Origin of the sequence: Poseidonibacter parvus (genome assembly GCF_001956695.1) — a bacterium.
GTDB classification, from domain to species: domain Bacteria; phylum Campylobacterota; class Campylobacteria; order Campylobacterales; family Arcobacteraceae; genus Poseidonibacter; species Poseidonibacter parvus.
Genome location: NZ_CP019070.1, coordinates 1,945,257 through 1,963,478, shown reverse-complemented (window position 1 = coordinate 1,963,478; position 18,222 = coordinate 1,945,257). Strand labels below are relative to the sequence as shown.

18 protein-coding genes and 3 tRNA genes are annotated in these 18,222 nt (G+C 27.6%); 15 read left to right on the top strand and 6 right to left on the bottom strand.

Annotation, left to right across the window (positions count from 1 at the left end; genetic code table 11):
* Window positions 1-4: 4 nt before the first annotated feature.
* On the top strand, window positions 5-934 hold the full coding sequence (locus LPB137_RS09840; RefSeq protein WP_076087550.1) for a hypothetical protein: 930 nt from the start codon (window positions 5-7) through the stop codon (window positions 932-934).
* Entirely contained in the window at window positions 931-1,944 is a 1,014-nt protein-coding gene (locus LPB137_RS09835; RefSeq protein ID WP_076087548.1) for a glycosyltransferase family 10 domain-containing protein, read from the top strand. The genes LPB137_RS09840 and LPB137_RS09835 overlap by 4 nt, the downstream gene beginning before the upstream one ends.
* Before the next feature lie 53 nt (window positions 1,945-1,997).
* Here the strand turns inward: LPB137_RS09835 and gmhA are convergent, their stop codons facing one another.
* Genes gmhA through gmhB form a run of 4 tightly spaced genes read right to left on the bottom strand, consistent with a single transcriptional unit; the run spans window position 1,998 to window position 5,532 of the window.
* The gene (gene gmhA / locus LPB137_RS09830) at window positions 1,998-2,564 is read right to left on the bottom strand and encodes a D-sedoheptulose 7-phosphate isomerase (RefSeq protein WP_076087546.1); all 567 of its coding nucleotides are present in this window, start codon (window positions 2,562-2,564) and stop codon (window positions 1,998-2,000) included.
* Window positions 2,548-3,984 (bottom strand): D-glycero-beta-D-manno-heptose-7-phosphate kinase, encoded by a 1,437-nt coding sequence (gene rfaE1, locus LPB137_RS09825; RefSeq protein WP_076087544.1) that lies wholly within the window; start codon window positions 3,982-3,984, stop codon window positions 2,548-2,550. The genes gmhA and rfaE1 overlap by 17 nt, the downstream gene beginning before the upstream one ends.
* A complete protein-coding gene (gene rfaD, locus LPB137_RS09820) occupies window positions 3,984-4,991 on the bottom strand; it encodes an ADP-glyceromanno-heptose 6-epimerase (protein WP_076087542.1) in 1,008 nt (335 codons plus the stop codon). The genes rfaE1 and rfaD overlap by 1 nt, the downstream gene beginning before the upstream one ends.
* 10 nt (window positions 4,992-5,001) lie before the next feature.
* Complete coding sequence (gmhB, locus tag LPB137_RS09815) at window positions 5,002-5,532, bottom strand: D-glycero-beta-D-manno-heptose 1,7-bisphosphate 7-phosphatase (protein WP_076087539.1); 531 nt, start codon at window positions 5,530-5,532, stop codon at window positions 5,002-5,004.
* A gap of 122 nt (window positions 5,533-5,654) precedes the next feature.
* On the opposite strand from gmhB, the gene LPB137_RS09810 reads away from it, so the two are divergent.
* From LPB137_RS09810 to LPB137_RS09755, 12 genes are all read left to right on the top strand, one after another.
* Window positions 5,655-6,524 (top strand): glycosyltransferase, encoded by an 870-nt coding sequence (locus LPB137_RS09810; protein ID WP_076087537.1) that lies wholly within the window; start codon window positions 5,655-5,657, stop codon window positions 6,522-6,524.
* A gap of 61 nt (window positions 6,525-6,585) precedes the next feature.
* Complete coding sequence (rpmB, locus tag LPB137_RS09805) at window positions 6,586-6,774, top strand: 50S ribosomal protein L28 (RefSeq protein ID WP_076087535.1); 189 nt, start codon at window positions 6,586-6,588, stop codon at window positions 6,772-6,774.
* A 21-nt stretch (window positions 6,775-6,795) separates the two neighbouring features.
* Window positions 6,796-7,917, top strand: coding sequence for a potassium channel family protein (locus LPB137_RS09800; protein WP_076087533.1), 1,122 nt, complete (start codon window positions 6,796-6,798; stop codon window positions 7,915-7,917).
* A 1-nt stretch (window position 7,918) separates the two neighbouring features.
* Window positions 7,919-9,100 (top strand): bifunctional glutamate N-acetyltransferase/amino-acid acetyltransferase ArgJ, encoded by a 1,182-nt coding sequence (gene argJ, locus LPB137_RS09795; protein WP_076087531.1) that lies wholly within the window; start codon window positions 7,919-7,921, stop codon window positions 9,098-9,100.
* A 64-nt stretch (window positions 9,101-9,164) separates the two neighbouring features.
* Window positions 9,165-9,380: an HP1242/YdcH family protein gene (locus LPB137_RS09790; RefSeq protein WP_076087529.1), complete on the top strand. Its 216-nt coding sequence runs from the start codon at window positions 9,165-9,167 to the stop codon at window positions 9,378-9,380.
* A 139-nt stretch (window positions 9,381-9,519) separates the two neighbouring features.
* The gene (gyrA, locus tag LPB137_RS09785) at window positions 9,520-12,135 is read left to right on the top strand and encodes a DNA topoisomerase (ATP-hydrolyzing) subunit A (protein WP_076087527.1); all 2,616 of its coding nucleotides are present in this window, start codon (window positions 9,520-9,522) and stop codon (window positions 12,133-12,135) included.
* Window positions 12,136-12,139: 4 nt separating this feature from the next.
* Complete coding sequence (locus tag LPB137_RS09780; RefSeq protein WP_076087524.1) at window positions 12,140-13,177, top strand: aspartate-semialdehyde dehydrogenase; 1,038 nt, start codon at window positions 12,140-12,142, stop codon at window positions 13,175-13,177.
* A complete protein-coding gene (locus tag LPB137_RS09775) occupies window positions 13,177-13,701 on the top strand; it encodes a YqhA family protein (protein ID WP_076087522.1) in 525 nt (174 codons plus the stop codon). The genes LPB137_RS09780 and LPB137_RS09775 overlap by 1 nt, the downstream gene beginning before the upstream one ends.
* Window positions 13,702-13,724: 23 nt before the next feature.
* Window positions 13,725-14,762 carry a uroporphyrinogen decarboxylase gene (gene hemE, locus LPB137_RS09770; protein WP_076087520.1) on the top strand — a complete coding sequence of 346 codons (1,038 nt, stop codon included), beginning with the start codon at window positions 13,725-13,727 and terminating at the stop codon, window positions 14,760-14,762.
* Between the two features lie 150 nt (window positions 14,763-14,912).
* Window positions 14,913-14,987: transfer RNA gene (locus LPB137_RS09765), tRNA-Asn, on the top strand.
* A gap of 41 nt (window positions 14,988-15,028) precedes the next feature.
* A tRNA-Asn gene (locus LPB137_RS09760) sits at window positions 15,029-15,103 on the top strand.
* Between the two features lie 33 nt (window positions 15,104-15,136).
* Window positions 15,137-15,211 (top strand) — tRNA-Asn (locus LPB137_RS09755).
* Window positions 15,212-15,227: 16 nt separating this feature from the next.
* On the opposite strand, the gene LPB137_RS09750 is transcribed toward LPB137_RS09755, so the two are convergent.
* Complete coding sequence (locus LPB137_RS09750) at window positions 15,228-15,722, bottom strand: hypothetical protein (protein ID WP_076087518.1); 495 nt, start codon at window positions 15,720-15,722, stop codon at window positions 15,228-15,230.
* A gap of 166 nt (window positions 15,723-15,888) precedes the next feature.
* On the opposite strand from LPB137_RS09750, the gene LPB137_RS09745 reads away from it, so the two are divergent.
* Entirely contained in the window at window positions 15,889-16,578 is a 690-nt protein-coding gene (locus LPB137_RS09745) for a glutamine amidotransferase (protein WP_083657229.1), read from the top strand.
* Window positions 16,579-16,590: 12 nt separating this feature from the next.
* On the opposite strand, the gene pgm is transcribed toward LPB137_RS09745, so the two are convergent.
* The gene (gene pgm, locus LPB137_RS09740) at window positions 16,591-18,222 is read right to left on the bottom strand and encodes a phosphoglucomutase (alpha-D-glucose-1,6-bisphosphate-dependent) (RefSeq protein ID WP_076087514.1); all 1,632 of its coding nucleotides are present in this window, start codon (window positions 18,220-18,222) and stop codon (window positions 16,591-16,593) included.

Here is an 18,222-nt window from a genome sequence, read left to right as displayed (position 1 = left end):
TAATATGAATTCAAAAACTTGGTTAAAGAAATGGATTATCTTACTCATTTTTTTAATAGTAGTATCATTCTTTTTAATATTTTATTTAAATACATATAAAAATGTACCTCTTAGATTTACAAACTCAATATCTTTTGATGCTAAGTTATCGTTTTTAAAAAACACTAATAAGTTAGAAGATGTTGAAATAATAATTATTGGTTCATCTATGGGATTAAACAATATTAATACTGAAATATTATCTGAAAAACTTGGAGATAAAATATTAAATTTATCTTCATGGGGATTAAAAGTTAATGAAATATTTGATTTTATGAAAATTTTAGATTTATCAAACGTAAAAAAAATTATTTATTTAAATCAATATTTTGATTTTTATGGAGAAAGTATAAAACCTTATAATTTTCAAGATGTTAAAAACTATTTATATGATAATTCATATTTTATTGCATATTTTAATACTTTTAACAGCTTAAGTAAGAACTTAAAAGATTATTTAGGTTGGGAAAGAAGATATTTAAATAAAACTAAATATAGTGACTTGGGATTTAATAAGTATGGAGATATAGGTTTAAAAATAAATGAAGAAAATTCGAGTCAAGATAGATGGAATGCAATTACAGATATAACTAAACTTAATAATCATTTTGATTCTTTTGAGGATATGTTAAAATATTTGAGAGAAAAAAATATAGATTTTTATTTTGTTACAACACCTTATAGAGAAATATTTTTCAGTGAAGATAAATTCGTAAGTCAATATAATACATATCAAAATAAAATATATGATTTAAATAAGGTTTATAGTTTTAAATATATAAACTTGCAAAAGATATTAAATTTAAGTGATGTTTATTTTGCTGATTCTAGTCATTTAAATTTTAAAGGTTCAAGGTTAGTTTCAAAAAAATTATTAAAGAGTATAATCAAATGAAATATATAAAAGTTAAATTGATACATAGAGGAAGCCAAGCTTCTGAAAATACAACATTTAGAAACCAAAGTAAAGATTCAGAAGGAATTGTCGGGAATTGTCAGTTTACATTTAATCCTTTAAATAGAGATTATGATTGGTTAGTAATACAAGATGATGTTTCTAAAATTTTGTTAAATCAAACTGAAGTTCTTTCTTGTCCTAAAGAAAATACAATATTTGTGACTACTGAACCAAATACTATTACAAAATATGGGAAAGGTTTTACTAATCAATTTCAATATGTAATCACAAATCAAGATAAAAAATCTCTTCCTCATCTAAATGCTATACGTTCACAAACAGGTAATGTATGGTTTTATGGGAAAACATATGATGAAATAGTTGCTCAAAAAGAACCTAAAAAAATAAAAAAAATATCAACAGTATGTTCAAATAAACAACAAGGGCATACTATTCATAAACTAAGATATGACTTTACTAAAATTATGGAAGATAAGATTTCTGAGTTAGAAAGATTTGGGAAAGGTTTTAAATGGATTGAAACTAAAGCTGAAGCTATTGATGATTATGAATTCCATGTTGCTATAGAAAACCATTATTCTCCACATGTTTGGACGGAAAAACTAGCTGATACTTTCTTAGGGTTTGCTGTACCTATTTATTATGGTTGTCCAAATATTTATGAATATTTTCCAAAAGATAGTATTATTTTAATCGATATTTATGATATTGAAGGTTCACTTGAAAAGATTAAAGAAATTATTGCAACACCAGGTGAATATGAGAGAAGATTACCTGCAATAAAAGAAGCTAGAAGAAGGGTAATTGAAGAGTACAATTTATTAGCTATGATTAATAAGATTGTAACAGAAAACTCTTCAGAAAAAAAATCTGAAATTAGTTCTGATAATAAAATTTATGGTAGAAGACAAATGAGACTAAGAAGTTTTAATGATTTATATACTTTTATTATTTGGAAAATTAAAAATACTATAAAAAACTTATAGTATTTTTAGATATTTTAATTACGCATGTATTAATACAACCAGAAAATCATAGACTAACAACAACTATCATCAACAATCTGACAAATAATATGCCCAAATAGAATATGAAGCTCTTGTATTCTAGGTGTATTATTTGAGGGTACGATTAAGTTGATATCACAATACTTATCAATTTCTCCACCATCATTTCCACTAAACCCAAGAGTTTTACATCCAATCTCTTTTGCATATTTTAATGCATTGACTATATTTTCACTATTACCACTTGTGCTAATGCCAATTACTAAATCATTTTTATTTGCAAGAGCTTCAATTTGTCTTTTAAATACCATTTCATAACCAAAGTCATTTGATACAGCAGTTATAATACTTGTATCAGTCGTAAGTGCAATAGCAGGATAGCCTTTTCTAACAGTTTTATATTTACAAACTATTTCAGTTGCAATATGCTGTGCATCTGCAGCACTTCCACCATTTCCACAAATTAATACTTTATTCCCATTTTTTAATGTTTCAACTACTAAAGAAGAAGCCTCTTCTAATTTATCTTTTATTTTATCAAATGTTAATTTAGCAATATCTATATGCGATAAGAACTCTTTTTCAATCATTTTCTGCATTATTCAAAATCCTTTGAATTATTTTTGTTGTACTTTTATTTTCTACAAATTCAACAAGTTTTACTTCTTTTGCTATATCTTTACCTACAACAGTTTTACCAATATAATCACCACCTTTTACTAATAAATCAGGTTGTATTAGTTTTATCAACTCATATGGTGTTTCTTCATTAAAAATAACTACAAAATCAACTGCATCTAGTGCGGCTAATAAATAGGCTCTATCTTCTTGATTATTTATAGGTCTATTTGAACCTTTTAATCTTCTAACAGAATCATCTGAATTTAGTCCTAAAATTAAAATATCACCATAACTTTTTGCTTCTTCTAAATACTTCACATGACCTGCATGTAATATATCAAAACAACCATTCGTAAAGACTATTTTTTTCTTTTGATTAATTAGTCGTTTAGATATAGCTTTTATTTCATCGATATTTTTTATATTTGAAAAAGAATTTGATTTATGTAAACTTGATTCATATTCATAAATTTCATCCATGCTAGCAGTTGCACTTCCAATTTTACTTACAACTACACCTGCTGCTAAATTAGCAAACTCTACTGCTTTATCAATATCTAAACCATTCGCAATTGCAAAAGCAATTGATGCGATTACAGTATCTCCGGCACCTGTTACATCATATACTTCTTTTGCAACAGTTGGTTTAATTCTTAATTTATCATCATAAATTGCAATACCACTTTCACTAAGAGTTATTAATGCTAAGTCTAATTGATAATTTGTTTTTAATTCTTTTATTGCTTTTTCAAGAGTTGAATCATCTTTTATATCAATATTTGTAGCTTCAATAGCTTCTTTTTTATTTGGTGTTATTGCATAAGCATTTTTGTATTTATCATAATCATTTCCTTTTGGATCAACAAATACTTTTACTTTATTTTCATTTGAAATAGAAATTATCTCTTGAGTTAATTTTTTAGTTAAAACACCTTTTCCATAATCAGATAAAAGAAGAACATCATACTTTGATATATTTTTTGTTAAAAATTCTAATATTTTTGATGCACTTTCATCAGATATATTTTGTGTACTTTCTTTGTCATATCTTAATACTTGTTGTTGTGAAGCTATTAATCTACTTTTTTTTGTAGTTTTTCTATTTTCTTCTTCTATTAGCATATTTGTTTGAATATCAATATTTTCAAGCATTTCTTTTAATTCACTTGCAATACTATCATTTCCAAGCACACTAATTACAGATACTTTTGCACCAAATGTTTTTAAATTATTTAAAACATTTCCTGCTCCACCTAAGGCTTGGTTTTCTTTTTGAATATTTATAACAGGTACTGGTGCTTCAGGAGATATTCGTTCACAACTTCCCCATAAATAATGGTCAATCATCAAATCACCAATTACTAAAATATTAGGCTTTTTATTTTTTAAATTAATCATTATTTTACTTCTTCTTTAAATAGTCTTTTTATTTCAGGAATATACTCTTTAATGCCTTCTTCCATTTCATACCTTGGTTTATAATCTAAGTATTTTTGTGTATCTTCAATATTAGCTTGTGTAAAAAATTGATAAGAACCAATAAATGGATTTTTAATATATTCTTTTCCCTTATCAATATTTAGTTCACTTTGCAAAATATCTACAATATCTTCAAAACTTCTAGCTTTTCCTGTTCCCACATTATAAACTCCAGATTTCTTAGGATTACAAGCTTTTATATTTGCTTGTATTACATCTTCAATATAAATAAAATCTCGTAATATTTTGTCACTTCCCTCAAAAAGTTTAGGAGTAAGTCCTTTTAATATTTGATGTCCAAATTGAACTACCATTGAAGAAGTTTTGTTTTTAAAAAACTCTCTTGGACCATATACATTAAAATATTTTAATCCAACAATTGAAATATTTAAATCTTTTTTTAGATATTCATTTGTGATATTATCCATCATTACTTTTGAAAAACCATAGGCATTATTTGGTGACTCATATCCAACTTCAAAGCGATTACTATCACCATAAGTTGCAGCTGAACTTGCATAAACTACATTTGCATTATGCTTAATTGCAATTTTTAATAAATCTTCATAAGCATTTACATTTGTTTGTATCATTAAATCTTGTTCATTCACTGTTGTATCAGAAATAGCAGCTTGATGAAAAATATAATCAAAAGAATAATTCTCTTCTAAATCTTCTAATAGTTTTTTATCATTAATATCACCACTAATAACATGACCTTTAAATCCTAAAAGATTTTTAAAGTGACCAAAACTTTTTAGGTTACCATTTGAAAATGTCTCATTATTTCTAAAAGAGTCTAAGATTATAATTTTTGCATCAGGGTAATAATTTTGAAAGTAAAAAGCAAGATTTGAACCAATAAATCCTGCTCCTCCAGTTATTAAAATTGTTTTGTTATTAAAGTTTATATCAGTGTATTTCACTAAGTGTATCCTAAGCTTTTATTATATTTTTTGTTTCAATTATATCTTCAACAATATTTTTTGTTTTGAGATCATCTATATTGTATGAATATTGGCTAGAAATTAAAATTGAGTTTTTAATTCCTGCATTAAAAGCCATATCAATATCTGATATTTTATCTCCAATCATCCATGAAGTATTTAAATCAATATCATACTTTTGACAAGCTTGAGTAATCATTCCAGGTTTTGGTTTTCTACAAAAACAATTATCATTTGGTGTATGAGGGCAGAAAAAAACATCAAGTATCTCAATTTTTTTATTTTTAAACTCTTTTATCATCCATTCCGACAATTTATCAAAATCATTTTGACTAAAATATTTTCTTCCTATGCCAGATTGATTTGTAACAATTATAATTTTATATCCGAGTTTTTGGAAATAAATACAAGTATCAAATATATTATTTATAAACTCAAAATCTTCAATTTTATAAACGTAATGTTTATCAATATTTATTACACCATCTCTGTCAAGAAAAACTATTTTTTGTCTTGTCAATTTTATAATCCTCAGTTATTATAAATAAATATTATTATAACACAATGTATTCTTAATTTAATTAAGAGACTAGTAAGTGAAAATTATATATTGTTTAAAAAAGATTAGTATAAAGAGAAAATGTGACTAAAACTTCAATATATTATAAAAATAAAACAAACCTAATAAAAGAATTAGAAAAAGATGAAAGAATTTTTGTCTTAAAAAAACAAACATTATTAAAAAAACTTTCTTTTGCAAAAAAAGAATATGCAGATATCTATTTTCACTCAGGAACTTTAGATGAAGAAGCAATTTTGAATATTAAAAACTCAAAAAAAACTATTGTAAATTCAAAGCTACTTAAAAAAGAAATCCTTGAAAAAACAGATATCTCAAAAGAGAATATAAAAGTTATCTATCCCAGTATAAATATGAGCTATAAAAAGCCAAAACAAATCAAAGAAGAATTATGTAAAAAATATGATATAGATTCAACGCCAAAGATTATATACTTTACAGCAAATAATTTGAAAACTTCTGGTGTAAAAGAATTCTTTGATATCATTGTCACTTTACGTTCTATGAATAAACAAATTATAGTTTCTTCAGATAAAAATCAAATAAATGCACTAAAGTTTTTAATATCAAAGTACAATTTTGGTGATGAAGTTTTATTGTTAGAAGATTATGAAAAACCAAATGATTTATTTTTAGCAGCTGATATTTTTATTCTTCCAACATATAATAAAAGTTTTGCAACAAATATTTTAAAAGCAATGTATTGTAAATGTGCTGTTTTAAGTACTACAACAAACTATGCAAGTGAGTTGATTGATGTTTTTGCAACGATGGAAAACCCTAGTGATCCAAATACTAGTTTTAAAGTTGATGCTCTATTATCAAGAGAAGAAGATTTAAAGCTTATTCAAAAAGAAAACAGAAAAATTGCAAAGAAATATGAATTATCAAAGAATTTAAATAAATTAAACACAATCATAGAGAGTATTTAAATAAATATTAAGATAAATTAGGTAGAATACGCCAATATTTTTCACTATAGAAGGAAGACAAATGTCAAGAAGATGCGCAATATCAGGAAAAGGACCTATGGTTGGTAACAACGTAAGTCACGCAAAAAACAGAACTAAAAAAAGATTTTTACCAAACTTAAGAACTGTAAGAGTTACTTTAGAAGATGGTACTACTCAGAAAATTAGAATTTCTGCTAAAGAGTTAAGAACTCTTAAAAAACACTCATAGAAGGCTAATGAAAGTGCTTTCATGAGCATCTTTAGAAGAGTCAGAAAAGCGCTTGGTTGGGAATTCAAAACAGCCAAGCCTGAGTATGATCTAAACCCTTTAATATACTCTCAACTAAAACCATTTAGACTACCACTCGTACTAGTTCAAGTTATCATGATGATAGGAACACTTGGATATATAATTATTGATGATTTCCCAATTTTAGATGCTATTTATCAAACAGGTATTACATTTACTACTGTTGGATTTGGTGAAGTTGCTGAAATATCACAAGCAGGTAGATTTTTTACAGTCACACTAATAATCTTTGGATTTGCTACTTTTACACTTTCAACTGCTGTACTAATTGATGCTGTAATAAAAGGCCGATTATTTGATTTGTATAAGGAAAGAAATATGCTTTACAAAATTGCAAGATTAAGAAGACACTTCGTGATTTTTTATCACAATGAATATACATTACAATTAGCTAAACAATTCAGGGACAATCAAGTTCCTTTTGTGGTTGTAGATCCTAGCGAAGATATTGAAAAAATTGCAAAAGAAAACGGTTATCCATATTGGGTAAAAGAAGAACCATATAAAGAATTAGCTTTTTTGAAATCACATTTATCTTCGGCAAAAGGTGCAATATCTTTATCAAAAAATATTTCAGACAATATTACTTTAATTGCTTCTGTTAGATTATATGAAAAAGAATTAGGACGAAGTCCTTTTTTAATCATTTCTAATGCAGAAACACAAAATGAAAAAATCAGACTTCAAAAACTTGGAGCCGATAAAGTTGTAGCAACTCCGTCTTTAATGGCAAAAAGAGTTTCAGCCATGGCAATTAGACCAGATATGGAAAATGTACTTGATGAGTTTTTATATAAAAGAGATACTCCAATTGATATGGAAGAAGCTTTCGTAAACGAAGACTCTTGGGTAGTTAATAAAGAAATGAAAGATTTACGATTAAGAGATAAACTTAAAGTATCTGTAATTGGAATTACAGAAGCAAAAGGTAGGTTTATTCAAATGCCAAGTGGTTCAGTTGTGATAAGTGCTAATTCAAAATTATTATTAGTAGGTTCACAAAAAGGAATTGCTAGAGCAAAAAGAATTATAAGTCTAAATAGAAAACCAGGAGATGAATAAAATGTTTACAATCTTACCTATAAAAGGTTTTATCGACCAAATTGATGGTTTTTATTGTGATGGCATTAGTGCAGGATTAAAACCAAGTGGAGATAATGACTTAGGTTTTATTTATGTAAGCGAACCTTGTGACGTTCAAGCTGTTTTTACTGAAAATAAATTTCAAGCAGCTCCTTTAAAACATTTCTTACAATATGAAGAAAACTTTAAAACAAACTTTGTTTTAATTAATTCAAAAAATGCAAATGCAATGACTGGAAAAAAAGGTATTGAAGATATTGATACTATCTTTTCTCAATTAGATTTTGATTTAATAAACCCAATTATGAGTTCAACTGGAGTTATTGGAAATCCTTTACCTATTGAAAAAATAGTAAATGGTGCAAAATCTTTTGATTTATCATCAAAAAGTGGTGAAAACTTATCTAAAGCAATTATGACTACTGATGCTTATTCAAAAACTTGTATGTATGAAGTAAAACTTGAAGATGGAAGCTCATTTAAAATAGGTGCAGTTGCAAAAGGTGCAGGAATGATTAATCCAAATCTTGCAACTATGTTATGTTTTATTTGTACGGATGCAAATATTCCTGTAAGTGATATGAAAGAAGCATTAAAAGTTAATAGTGAAACAACTTTTAATGCAATTTCAGTTGATGGTGATACATCTACAAATGATACAGTAATGTTACTAGCAAATAAGAAATCAAACTCATATGAAAAGCAAGCTTTCTTTGAAGCTTTACGATTAGTAATGCATGATATGGCAATGTTAATGGTAGCAGATGGAGAGGGCGCTAAAAAAGCTGTTGCCTTTGAAGTAATAAATGCACTTACTAAAGAAGATGCACAAATTGCTGCAAAAGCATTATCCAATTCACTACTTGTTAAAACTGCACTTTTTGGAGAAGATCCAAATTTTGGAAGAATTGCTTCAACTATTGGTGCTAGTAAAATTACATGTAATGAAGAAACTTTAGTTATATCATATAATAATATTATTGTATATAATAAAGGTGAACTTTGCTTTGATGCAAATACAGAAGCAAAAGCTTCAGAAGTATTAAAAGATGATAAATTTAAAGTTATTTGTGATATTGGTTTAGGTGATAAATCATTTACAGCTTATGGATGTGACTTAGGTTATAAGTATGTAGAAATCAATGCTGATTATCGTACATAGTAAAATATTTTTAAGAAAACTAAGAGTATAATTAAATAACAAAAATTCAAAACTAGGACGAAAAATGTTTCACGAACATAGAGAATTAATTACAGAATTAAAACAAAAAGATGCTCATTTTCATAGATTATTTGATAAGCATAATGATTTAGATGAAGAGATTACAAAATTAATTGAAGCTCATGCTGATGATGTTACAATTGAAACAAAAAAGAAAGAAAAATTAAAACTTAAAGATGAAGTTTATAATATAATTATTACATATAAAAATTCTAAATAACTTTACTAATTAAAAGGGCTTAAAGTTTTGCTTTAAGCCCTTTTTTTATGCATTTTTTTCCTCTTCTTTATTCTTACAACTTATGCTAAGCCCTTTTTAGATAAAATAACTTAATTTTATAAAACAAAGGCCTATGTACATGGAAAACCTTTTCGAAAATCAAGATATTATTGATATAAATATTGAAGACTCTGTTAAAGCTTCGTATTTAGATTACTCAATGAGTGTTATTATTGGTCGTGCATTACCAGATGCAAGAGATGGATTAAAACCAGTTCACAGAAGAATTTTATATGCTATGCATGATTTAAATATTACATCAAAATCAGCTTATAAAAAATCTGCGAGAATTGTTGGAGATGTTATTGGTAAGTACCATCCACATGGTGATAACTCAGTTTATGATGCATTAGTAAGACTTGCACAAGATTTCTCAATGAGAGCACCACTAATTGATGGTCAAGGAAACTTCGGTTCTGTTGATGGTGATAATGCAGCTGCTATGAGATATACAGAAGCTCGTATGACAAAAGTTGCTGAAGAAGTTATGAGAGACTTAGACAAAGATACAGTTAACTTTACAGCAAACTACGATGATACTATGAAAGAACCTTCAGTTCTTCCAACAAGACTTCCAACCTTATTATTAAATGGTAGTGAAGGTATTGCTGTTGGTATGGCTACAAAAATTCCACCGCATAATTCAAATGAATTATTAGCAGCTGTTTTACATATGGTTGATAATCCAGAAGCTACGGCAGATGAATTAATGCAATTTATTAAAGGTCCAGATTTCCCAACAGGTGGAACTATTTTTGGTCGTCGTGGAATTATCGATGCTTATAATACAGGTCGAGGACGTGTAAGAATTAGAGCAAAGCATCATATTGAAACAAAAGGTAAGAAAGAGATTATTATTCTTGATGAATTACCTTACCAAGTAAATAAATCTAGACTAATTGAGCAAATTGCAAACTTAGCAAAAGATAAACAAATTGAAGGTATTTCAGAAGTTAGAGATGAATCTGATAGAGATGGAATTAGAGTTGTAATTGAACTTAAAAAAGATGCAATGAGTGAAATTGTATTAAACAACCTTTATAAATCAACTCCAATGGAAAATACATTTGGAATTATTTTACTTGCAGTTCACAATAAAGAACCAAAAGTATTTACATTGCCAGAATTATTAACTGTATTTTTATCACATAGAAAAACAGTAATTATTAGAAGAACTATTTTCGAACTTGAAAAAGCAAAAGCAAGAGCACATATTTTAGAAGGTCTAAAAATTGCACTTGATAATATTGATGAAGTTGTAAAAATTATTAAAGCTTCTGCTAATGATGCAGATGCAAGAGAAAAGCTTCAGGAAAGATTCTCATTATCTCATATTCAATCTCAAGCTATTTTAGATATGAGATTAGGAAGACTTACTGGTCTTCAAAGAGATAAATTAGAAGCTGAATATCAAGAATTATTAGCTTTAATCGAATACTTAGAATTAATTTTAAAATCTGAAGATAGATTAAATGAAATTATTAGAGAAGAATTAGAAGAAGTAAAAGAAAGATTTGCATCTGATAGAAGAACTGATATTGAAGATTCTTATGATGAAATTGATATTGAAGATTTAATTCCAAATGAGCCAATGGTAGTTACTATTACTCATAACGGTTATGTAAAAAGAGTACCAATTAAATCTTATGAAAAACAAAGACGTGGTGGAAAAGGTAAAACAGCTGTAACTACACACGATGATGATTTCATTGAGAAATTCTTTGTATCTAATACTCATGATACTTTAATGTTTGTTACAAATATGGGACAATTATACTGGTTAAAAGTATATAAAATTCCAGAAGGTTCTAGAACTGCAAAAGGTAAAGCAGTTGTTAACTTAATCAACCTAAGAGATGATGAAAAAATTATGGCAATTATTCCAACGTCTGATTTTGATGAGTCTAAATCTTTAGCATTCTTTACAAGAAATGGTGTTGTTAAAAGAACATCATTATCTGAATTCTCAAATATTAGATCAAATGGGGTAAGAGCTATTGTTCTTGATGATACTGATGAAATTGTAACTGCTAAAATTACAGACCCAAGCTCGCAATTCTTAATGATATTTACAAGTTTAGGTCAATGTATTAGATTTGATATTGAAAAAACAAGAGAACAAGGTAGATCTACAAGAGGAGTTAGAGGTATTAAGTTCAAACATGACTCTGATTTTGTAGTTGATGCTGATGTTATTACAGATGAATCACAAGAATTATTACCAATTTCTGAAAAAGGTATTGGAAAAAGAACAACAGTTTCTGAATATAGATTAACAAATAGAGCAGGTTCTGGAGTTATATCAATGAAATTATCAAATAAAACTGGTAATGTTGTTGGAGAAGTTTTAGTTGATGAAACTCAAGACTTAATGGCACTTACATCTATTGGTAAAATGATTAGAGTTGATATGCAAACAATTAGAAAAGCAGGAAGAAATACTTCTGGTGTAATTATTGTAAATGTTGATAAAGGTGATAAAGTTGTATCAATAGCAAAATGTCCAAAAGAAGCTGAAGAAATTGAAGTTGATGAAAATGGAAATGTGATTAGATATACAGAAGATGGTGAGGTTGTTGTAGTTGAACCAGTTGAAGGTTTAAACCCAGTAGATTTAAATACAGAATCAAATGTTCAAGAAACACCATCATTATTAGATAATGAAGAAAACGAAGAAAATAACGAGGAAAAATAAGTAGATGAGAAAATTTAATGTAGCAGTAGTTGGTGCAACTGGTGCTGTTGGAGAAGAACTTTTTAGAGTAATGGAAGCATATGACTTCCCTGTTGCAAATATCGTGCCATTAGCAAGTGCAAATAGTGCAGGTAGTAAAATTGAATATAAAGAAAAAGAATATACAGTATTAGAATTAACTGATACTGTATTTGAAGAAAATGAAGTTGATATTGCATTTTTTTCTGCGGGTGGTTCAATTTCTGAGAAATTTGCAAAATATGCTGTTGAAGCAGGAGCTGTTGTAATTGATAATACAAGTCATTTTAGAATGGATCCAAATGTTCCTTTAGTAGTTCCTGAAGTTAATCCTGAAGATATTACTTTATGGAGAGAAACTGGAATTATTGCAAATCCAAATTGTTCAACAATTCAAATGGTATTATCTTTAAAACCATTAGATGAATTATACGGAATTAAAAGAGTTGATGTATCAACTTATCAAGCAGTTTCTGGTGCTGGAAAAGCTGGTATGGAAGAACTTGTAAAACAAATGCAAGCGTTCTTTGCATTTAATTTAGGTGAAGCAAAAAAAGAAGCTTTTGCTCATCAAATTGCTTTAAATGTTATTCCTCAAATTGATGTTGCACAAGAGAATGGATTTACTAAAGAAGAAATGAAAATGGTAAATGAAACTCAAAAGATTCTAAAAAAACAGATTCAAGTAGCAGCAACTTGTGTTAGAGTTCCTGTTTTAAGATCTCACTCAGAGTCTATTACTGTTACATTTGAAGATAATGTAGAAGTAAATGTAGCTGAAGTAAGAGATTGCTTAGAAAACTTTGAAAATGTTGAAGTTATTGATGATTTAGAAAACAATGCATATCCAATGCCTATTGTTTCAACTGATACAGATATTACTTATGTAGGTAGAATTAGAAAAGATGTTTATGCACCAAATATTGTTCACTATTTTAATGTTGCAGATCAAGTAAGAGTTGGAGCTGCTACTAATTCTGTAAGAATTGCATTAAAATGGATTGAAATGGAGAATGATATTTAATGTTAGAAAGACTTTTTGAAAGTGCAATGTGGAAGACTAGATTATTTATTCTTCTAGCAGTTGTATTTGGTCTTATTGGTGCAATAGTTCTTTTTATTGTTGCATCAGTTGATATTTATGAAGTCTTAATGTACACATTTAATGTTTATGCAAATGGATTACATCCAAAAGATTTTCATGAAGTAATAGTAAGTAAAATAATTGGAGCAGTAGATTTATACCTAATCGCAATTGTAATGCTGATTTTTGCATTTGGTATTTATGAACTTTTTATATCAAAAATAGAAGCTGCTGAAAATAAAGAAACAGGCAATAATATTCTTGCTATTTCTTCACTTGACCAATTAAAAGATAAAATAGCAAAAGTAATTATTATGGTACTTGTAGTTGGATTTTTCCAAAGAGTATTACATATGAAATATACTTCTGCCTTAGAAATGTTGTATTTTGCAGTATCAATTATGGTTCTTGCAATTGGACTTTACTTTTTAGGTAAAGTTGGACAAAAAGAGTATAAAAAATAATAGATTAATATTAAGGGTATAAAATGTCAAAGATTTTTGTAGATGCATGTTTAAGAAAAGAAACTCCTTACACTCCGGTATGGATGATGAGACAAGCTGGTAGATATTTACCAGAATATATGAAAGTTAGAGCAGAAGCTGGAAACTTTTTAAACCTTTGTCATAATCCAGAAAAAGCTGCTGAAGTAACTATTCAACCTTTAGATATTGTAGGTGTTGATGCTGCTATTTTATTCTCAGATATATTAGTAATTCCAAATGAAATGGGAATGCATTTAGAGTTTATAAAAGGTGAAGGTCCAATCTTCAAAGATCCAATTAAAAATGAAGCTGATATTGATGCTCTTTTAGGTGGTGAAGAAGCTGCTGATAAATTAACTTATGTTTATGAAACAATCAAACTATTAAAACAACAACTTCCTGAAGATAAAGCGCTTATAGGATTTACTGGAGCACCTTGGACACTTGCTACTTATATGATTGAAGGACAAGGAACTAAAACATACAATCTTTGTAAAAAAATGATGTATTCTAATCCTGAACTATTACACAAGATTTTAAGAAAAGTAACTGAAGTTGTTAAGTTTTATATGATTAAACAAATTGAAGCAGGTGCTGATGTAGTTCAAATTTTTGATTCATGGGCTGCTGCTATTGAACCAGGTAAATATGATGAATTCTCATGGAAATATATGGTAGAAATTGCTGATTATATTAAAGCTAAATATCCTAATATTCCAATTATTATGTTCCCTAAAGGTGTATCTGCATTTATTAATATGGGTGGAGTATATGGAAACTTTGATGTATTTGGAGTTGATTGGGGAACACCAATGGCAATGGCAAAAGCAAAACTAGGTGAGAAGTATGTACTTCAAGGAAATATGGAACCATGTAGACTTTACTCAAAAGAAGAGACTACAAAATGTGTTGAAGTAATACAAGAAACTATGCAAGGTGAGGGACATATATTTAACTTAGGACATGGTATCTTACCAGATGTTCCTGTTGAAAATGCGATACATTTTGTATCTGAATGTAAAAGAGTTTCAAAAAAATAACTCGAATAGAATAGGATAGATATTCCTATTCTACTAGTAAAAAATAGTAATTTTTCTTTCTTCTATTAAATTTAACAAAAAAATCAAAAATCTCTTGACAAACTATAACTTTTTTACTATAATTCCACCCCATTAAAGAGGAATATATATTCCGGCATAGCTCAGTGGTAGAGTAGATGACTGTTAATCATTTGGTCCCTGGTTCGAATCCAGGTGCCGGAGCCATTAACCTTTTTGATGAAACATACAAATTAAATTTATTAGATTCCGGCATAGCTCAGTGGTAGAGTAGATGACTGTTAATCATTTGGTCCCTGGTTCGAATCCAGGTGCCGGAGCCATCTTTTTAAATTTAGACTAAAACTTATACAAATTCCGGCATAGCTCAGTGGTAGAGTAGATGACTGTTAATCATTTGGTCCCTGGTTCGAATCCAGGTGCCGGAGCCATTACTTTTTTATAATCCTACAAAATAACATATTTACAATTATAGTAATCATCACTTAATATTTTTATAGCAGTTTTATTTAGTACATCACTATATGGTATTATATATCTAAACTCAACATCACTTTTTTCTATATTATTTTCTTTGCTATATTTTTTTGCATTATTACAAAAAGTTTTTATATCTTCATCTATAATTGATTTTAATTCAAAAGAATTTTTACATTGAACAATAATTGATTTTTTATTTTTTATACATAATAAATCTAGACCTAATTTTTTATCTTCATCTTTTAATATTGTAACCTCATAGCCTAAATCTTTATATTTTTTTATTGCTCTACTTTGTAAAGTAAAACCATTTTTTTCATGTTCTTCATTTTTAAGTATTATGTTTTTTCTATTTCTCATATTCATATATTTTTTGAATAATACAATAGCAATAATAATAGGCACAATATGCCAAATATTTGATAATGAAGCCATTATCATGTAACTTATATCTTTATCCATTATAGTTTCTCATTTCGTGCCTTTAGATGCTTTATTTTAATGTGGATTTGATTATATCATTATCTATGAAATTGTATATTAAAGATATTTGATTAAAAAGCATACAAGATATTTTGTATAAAAATATTATGTTTATATATAATTGTATTATTAAGTTTAGGAGTTTATTATCAAATATTTATATATTTTAAAAGTAGGAGAAACCTTTCTTTTAACAAAAGAAAAATTAAAAGATTTCGATACGTGGATATTAAAGTTTTTAAAGAAAACCAAAACTAGAATTAAGATTATTGATATTTTATCTAAAGATAAATTGCCAAATATAAATAGTGCAAAAGGTTTTATAATAAGTGGTTCACATGAAATGGTTACAGATGAACTTCCTTGGAGTCTTTTATTAGAAAAGTATATTAAGAAAATTTCTAAAACAAATATTCCTCTTTTAGGAATTTGTTATGGACATCAATTAATTGCAAAAGCATTAGGTGGAAAGAGTGGTTTTAATAAAAAGGGAAAAGAAATAGGTATTGTAAAAATAAAAAATCTTTCTTTTAAGAATAAAGACCCTTTACTAAAAAACTTTCCTAAAAAGTTTGATGCTTTTGAAACACATTATCAAACAGTTATAAAATTACCTGCAAAGGCAAAAATATTAGCTAAAAACTCAAAAGATAATACACAAGCCGTAAGATTTGAGAGTAATATTTGGGGAGTACAATTTCATCCTGAATTTGATAAAGAAATTATGAAAGAGTATATTTTAAATCAAAAAGAAACAATTAAAGATTTAAGATCTTGTGATATTAGTAATACAGTATTAAAAAACTTTAGTGATATTGTTGAAAAAAAAGTATAAAGAGTTTTACTCTTATATACTTTTTATAACTAAATCTTGTGCTTCTTTGATTAGCAGCTCTAGGTGATCTTCACTTTTAAAACTTTCAGCATATATTTTATAAATATCTTCAGTTCCAGATGGTCGTGCTGCAAACCAACCACTTGCAGTTGTAACTTTTAATCCACCAATGCTTGCATTATTTCCACTTGCATTTGTATAGATATTTTCAATTTCTTCATTTGCTAAAGTTTTTGATGTAATATCTTTAACACTTAAGCTTTTTAACTTTGCTTTTTGCTCAAAACTTGCAGGAGCATCTACTCTTTTATAATAAGCTTTTCCAAACTGTTTTTCAAACTCTTGATAAATAACACCTGGATCTTTTTCTAATTTTGCAGTAATTTCAGCAGCTAAAAGATTTAAAATTATTCCATCTTTATCAGTAGACCAAACGCTTCCATCAATTCTAAGAAAAGATGCTCCAGCACTTTCTTCTCCACCAAAGGCTAAACTTCCATCAAAAAGTCCTTCTACAAACCATTTAAAACCAACAGGTACTTCGTAAAGCTTTTTATCAATAGAGTTTACAACCTTATCAATCATAGAACTAGAAACTAAAGTTTTTCCAACTCCTAAGTCATTTTTCCATTCTTTTCTATTTGAAAATAAATACCAAATTGCAACAGTTAAATAGTGATTAGGATTCATAAGTCCAACACTTTTAGTGACAATTCCATGTCTATCAAAATCAGGATCATTTGCAAATGCAATATCATATTTATCTGCTAGTTTTATAAGAGATGCCATAGCATAAGGAGAAGAACAATCCATTCTAATTTTTCCATCATGGTCACATGTCATAAATGAAAAAGTAGGGTCAATTTTTTCATTTACAATATCAAGGTTTAATCCATAAACTTCATTTATCCTTTTATAGACATCAAGTCCTGAACCACCAAGAGGATCAACACCGATTTTAAGATTAGCATTTTTAATAGCAGTCATATCAATAATACTATCTAAGGATTCAACATAAGGAGTAATAAAATCATCAATATCTAAAAAATCTGACTTACTAATTTTATCTTGTGCTAATGCTTTTACTTCATTTAGACCATTTTTTAGTATTTCATTTGCTCTTTTTTCAATAATAGAAGTAACATCACTATCAGCAGGTCCGCCATTTGGAGTATTATATTTAAATCCACCATCACTTGGAGGATTATGAGATGGAGTTATTACAACACCATCATTTAAAACATCAGAGTTTTTATTTGCTTCAATAATTGTAAAAGACATTACAGGTGTTGGAGTGAAGGCATCTTCATTTGCAATCTTACATTTTACTTCATTTCCTAAGAAAACTTGTAATGCAGATATTTGAGCAGGTCTAGATAAAGCATGTGTATCAATTCCAATATGCATAACACCATTAATTCCTACACTTTTTCTGTATTCACATAAAGCTTGTGTAATTGCAAATATATGATTTTCATTAAAACTAGTTTTTAATGAAGTACCTCTATGACCTGATGTTCCAAAAGAAACTTTTTGATTTTGAATATTTACATCTGGTTTATGTTCATAGTAACATTCAATTAATTCTTCAATGTCTTCAAGTATTTCTTTTGGTGCTTCTTTCCCTGCAAGATTGCTTATCAA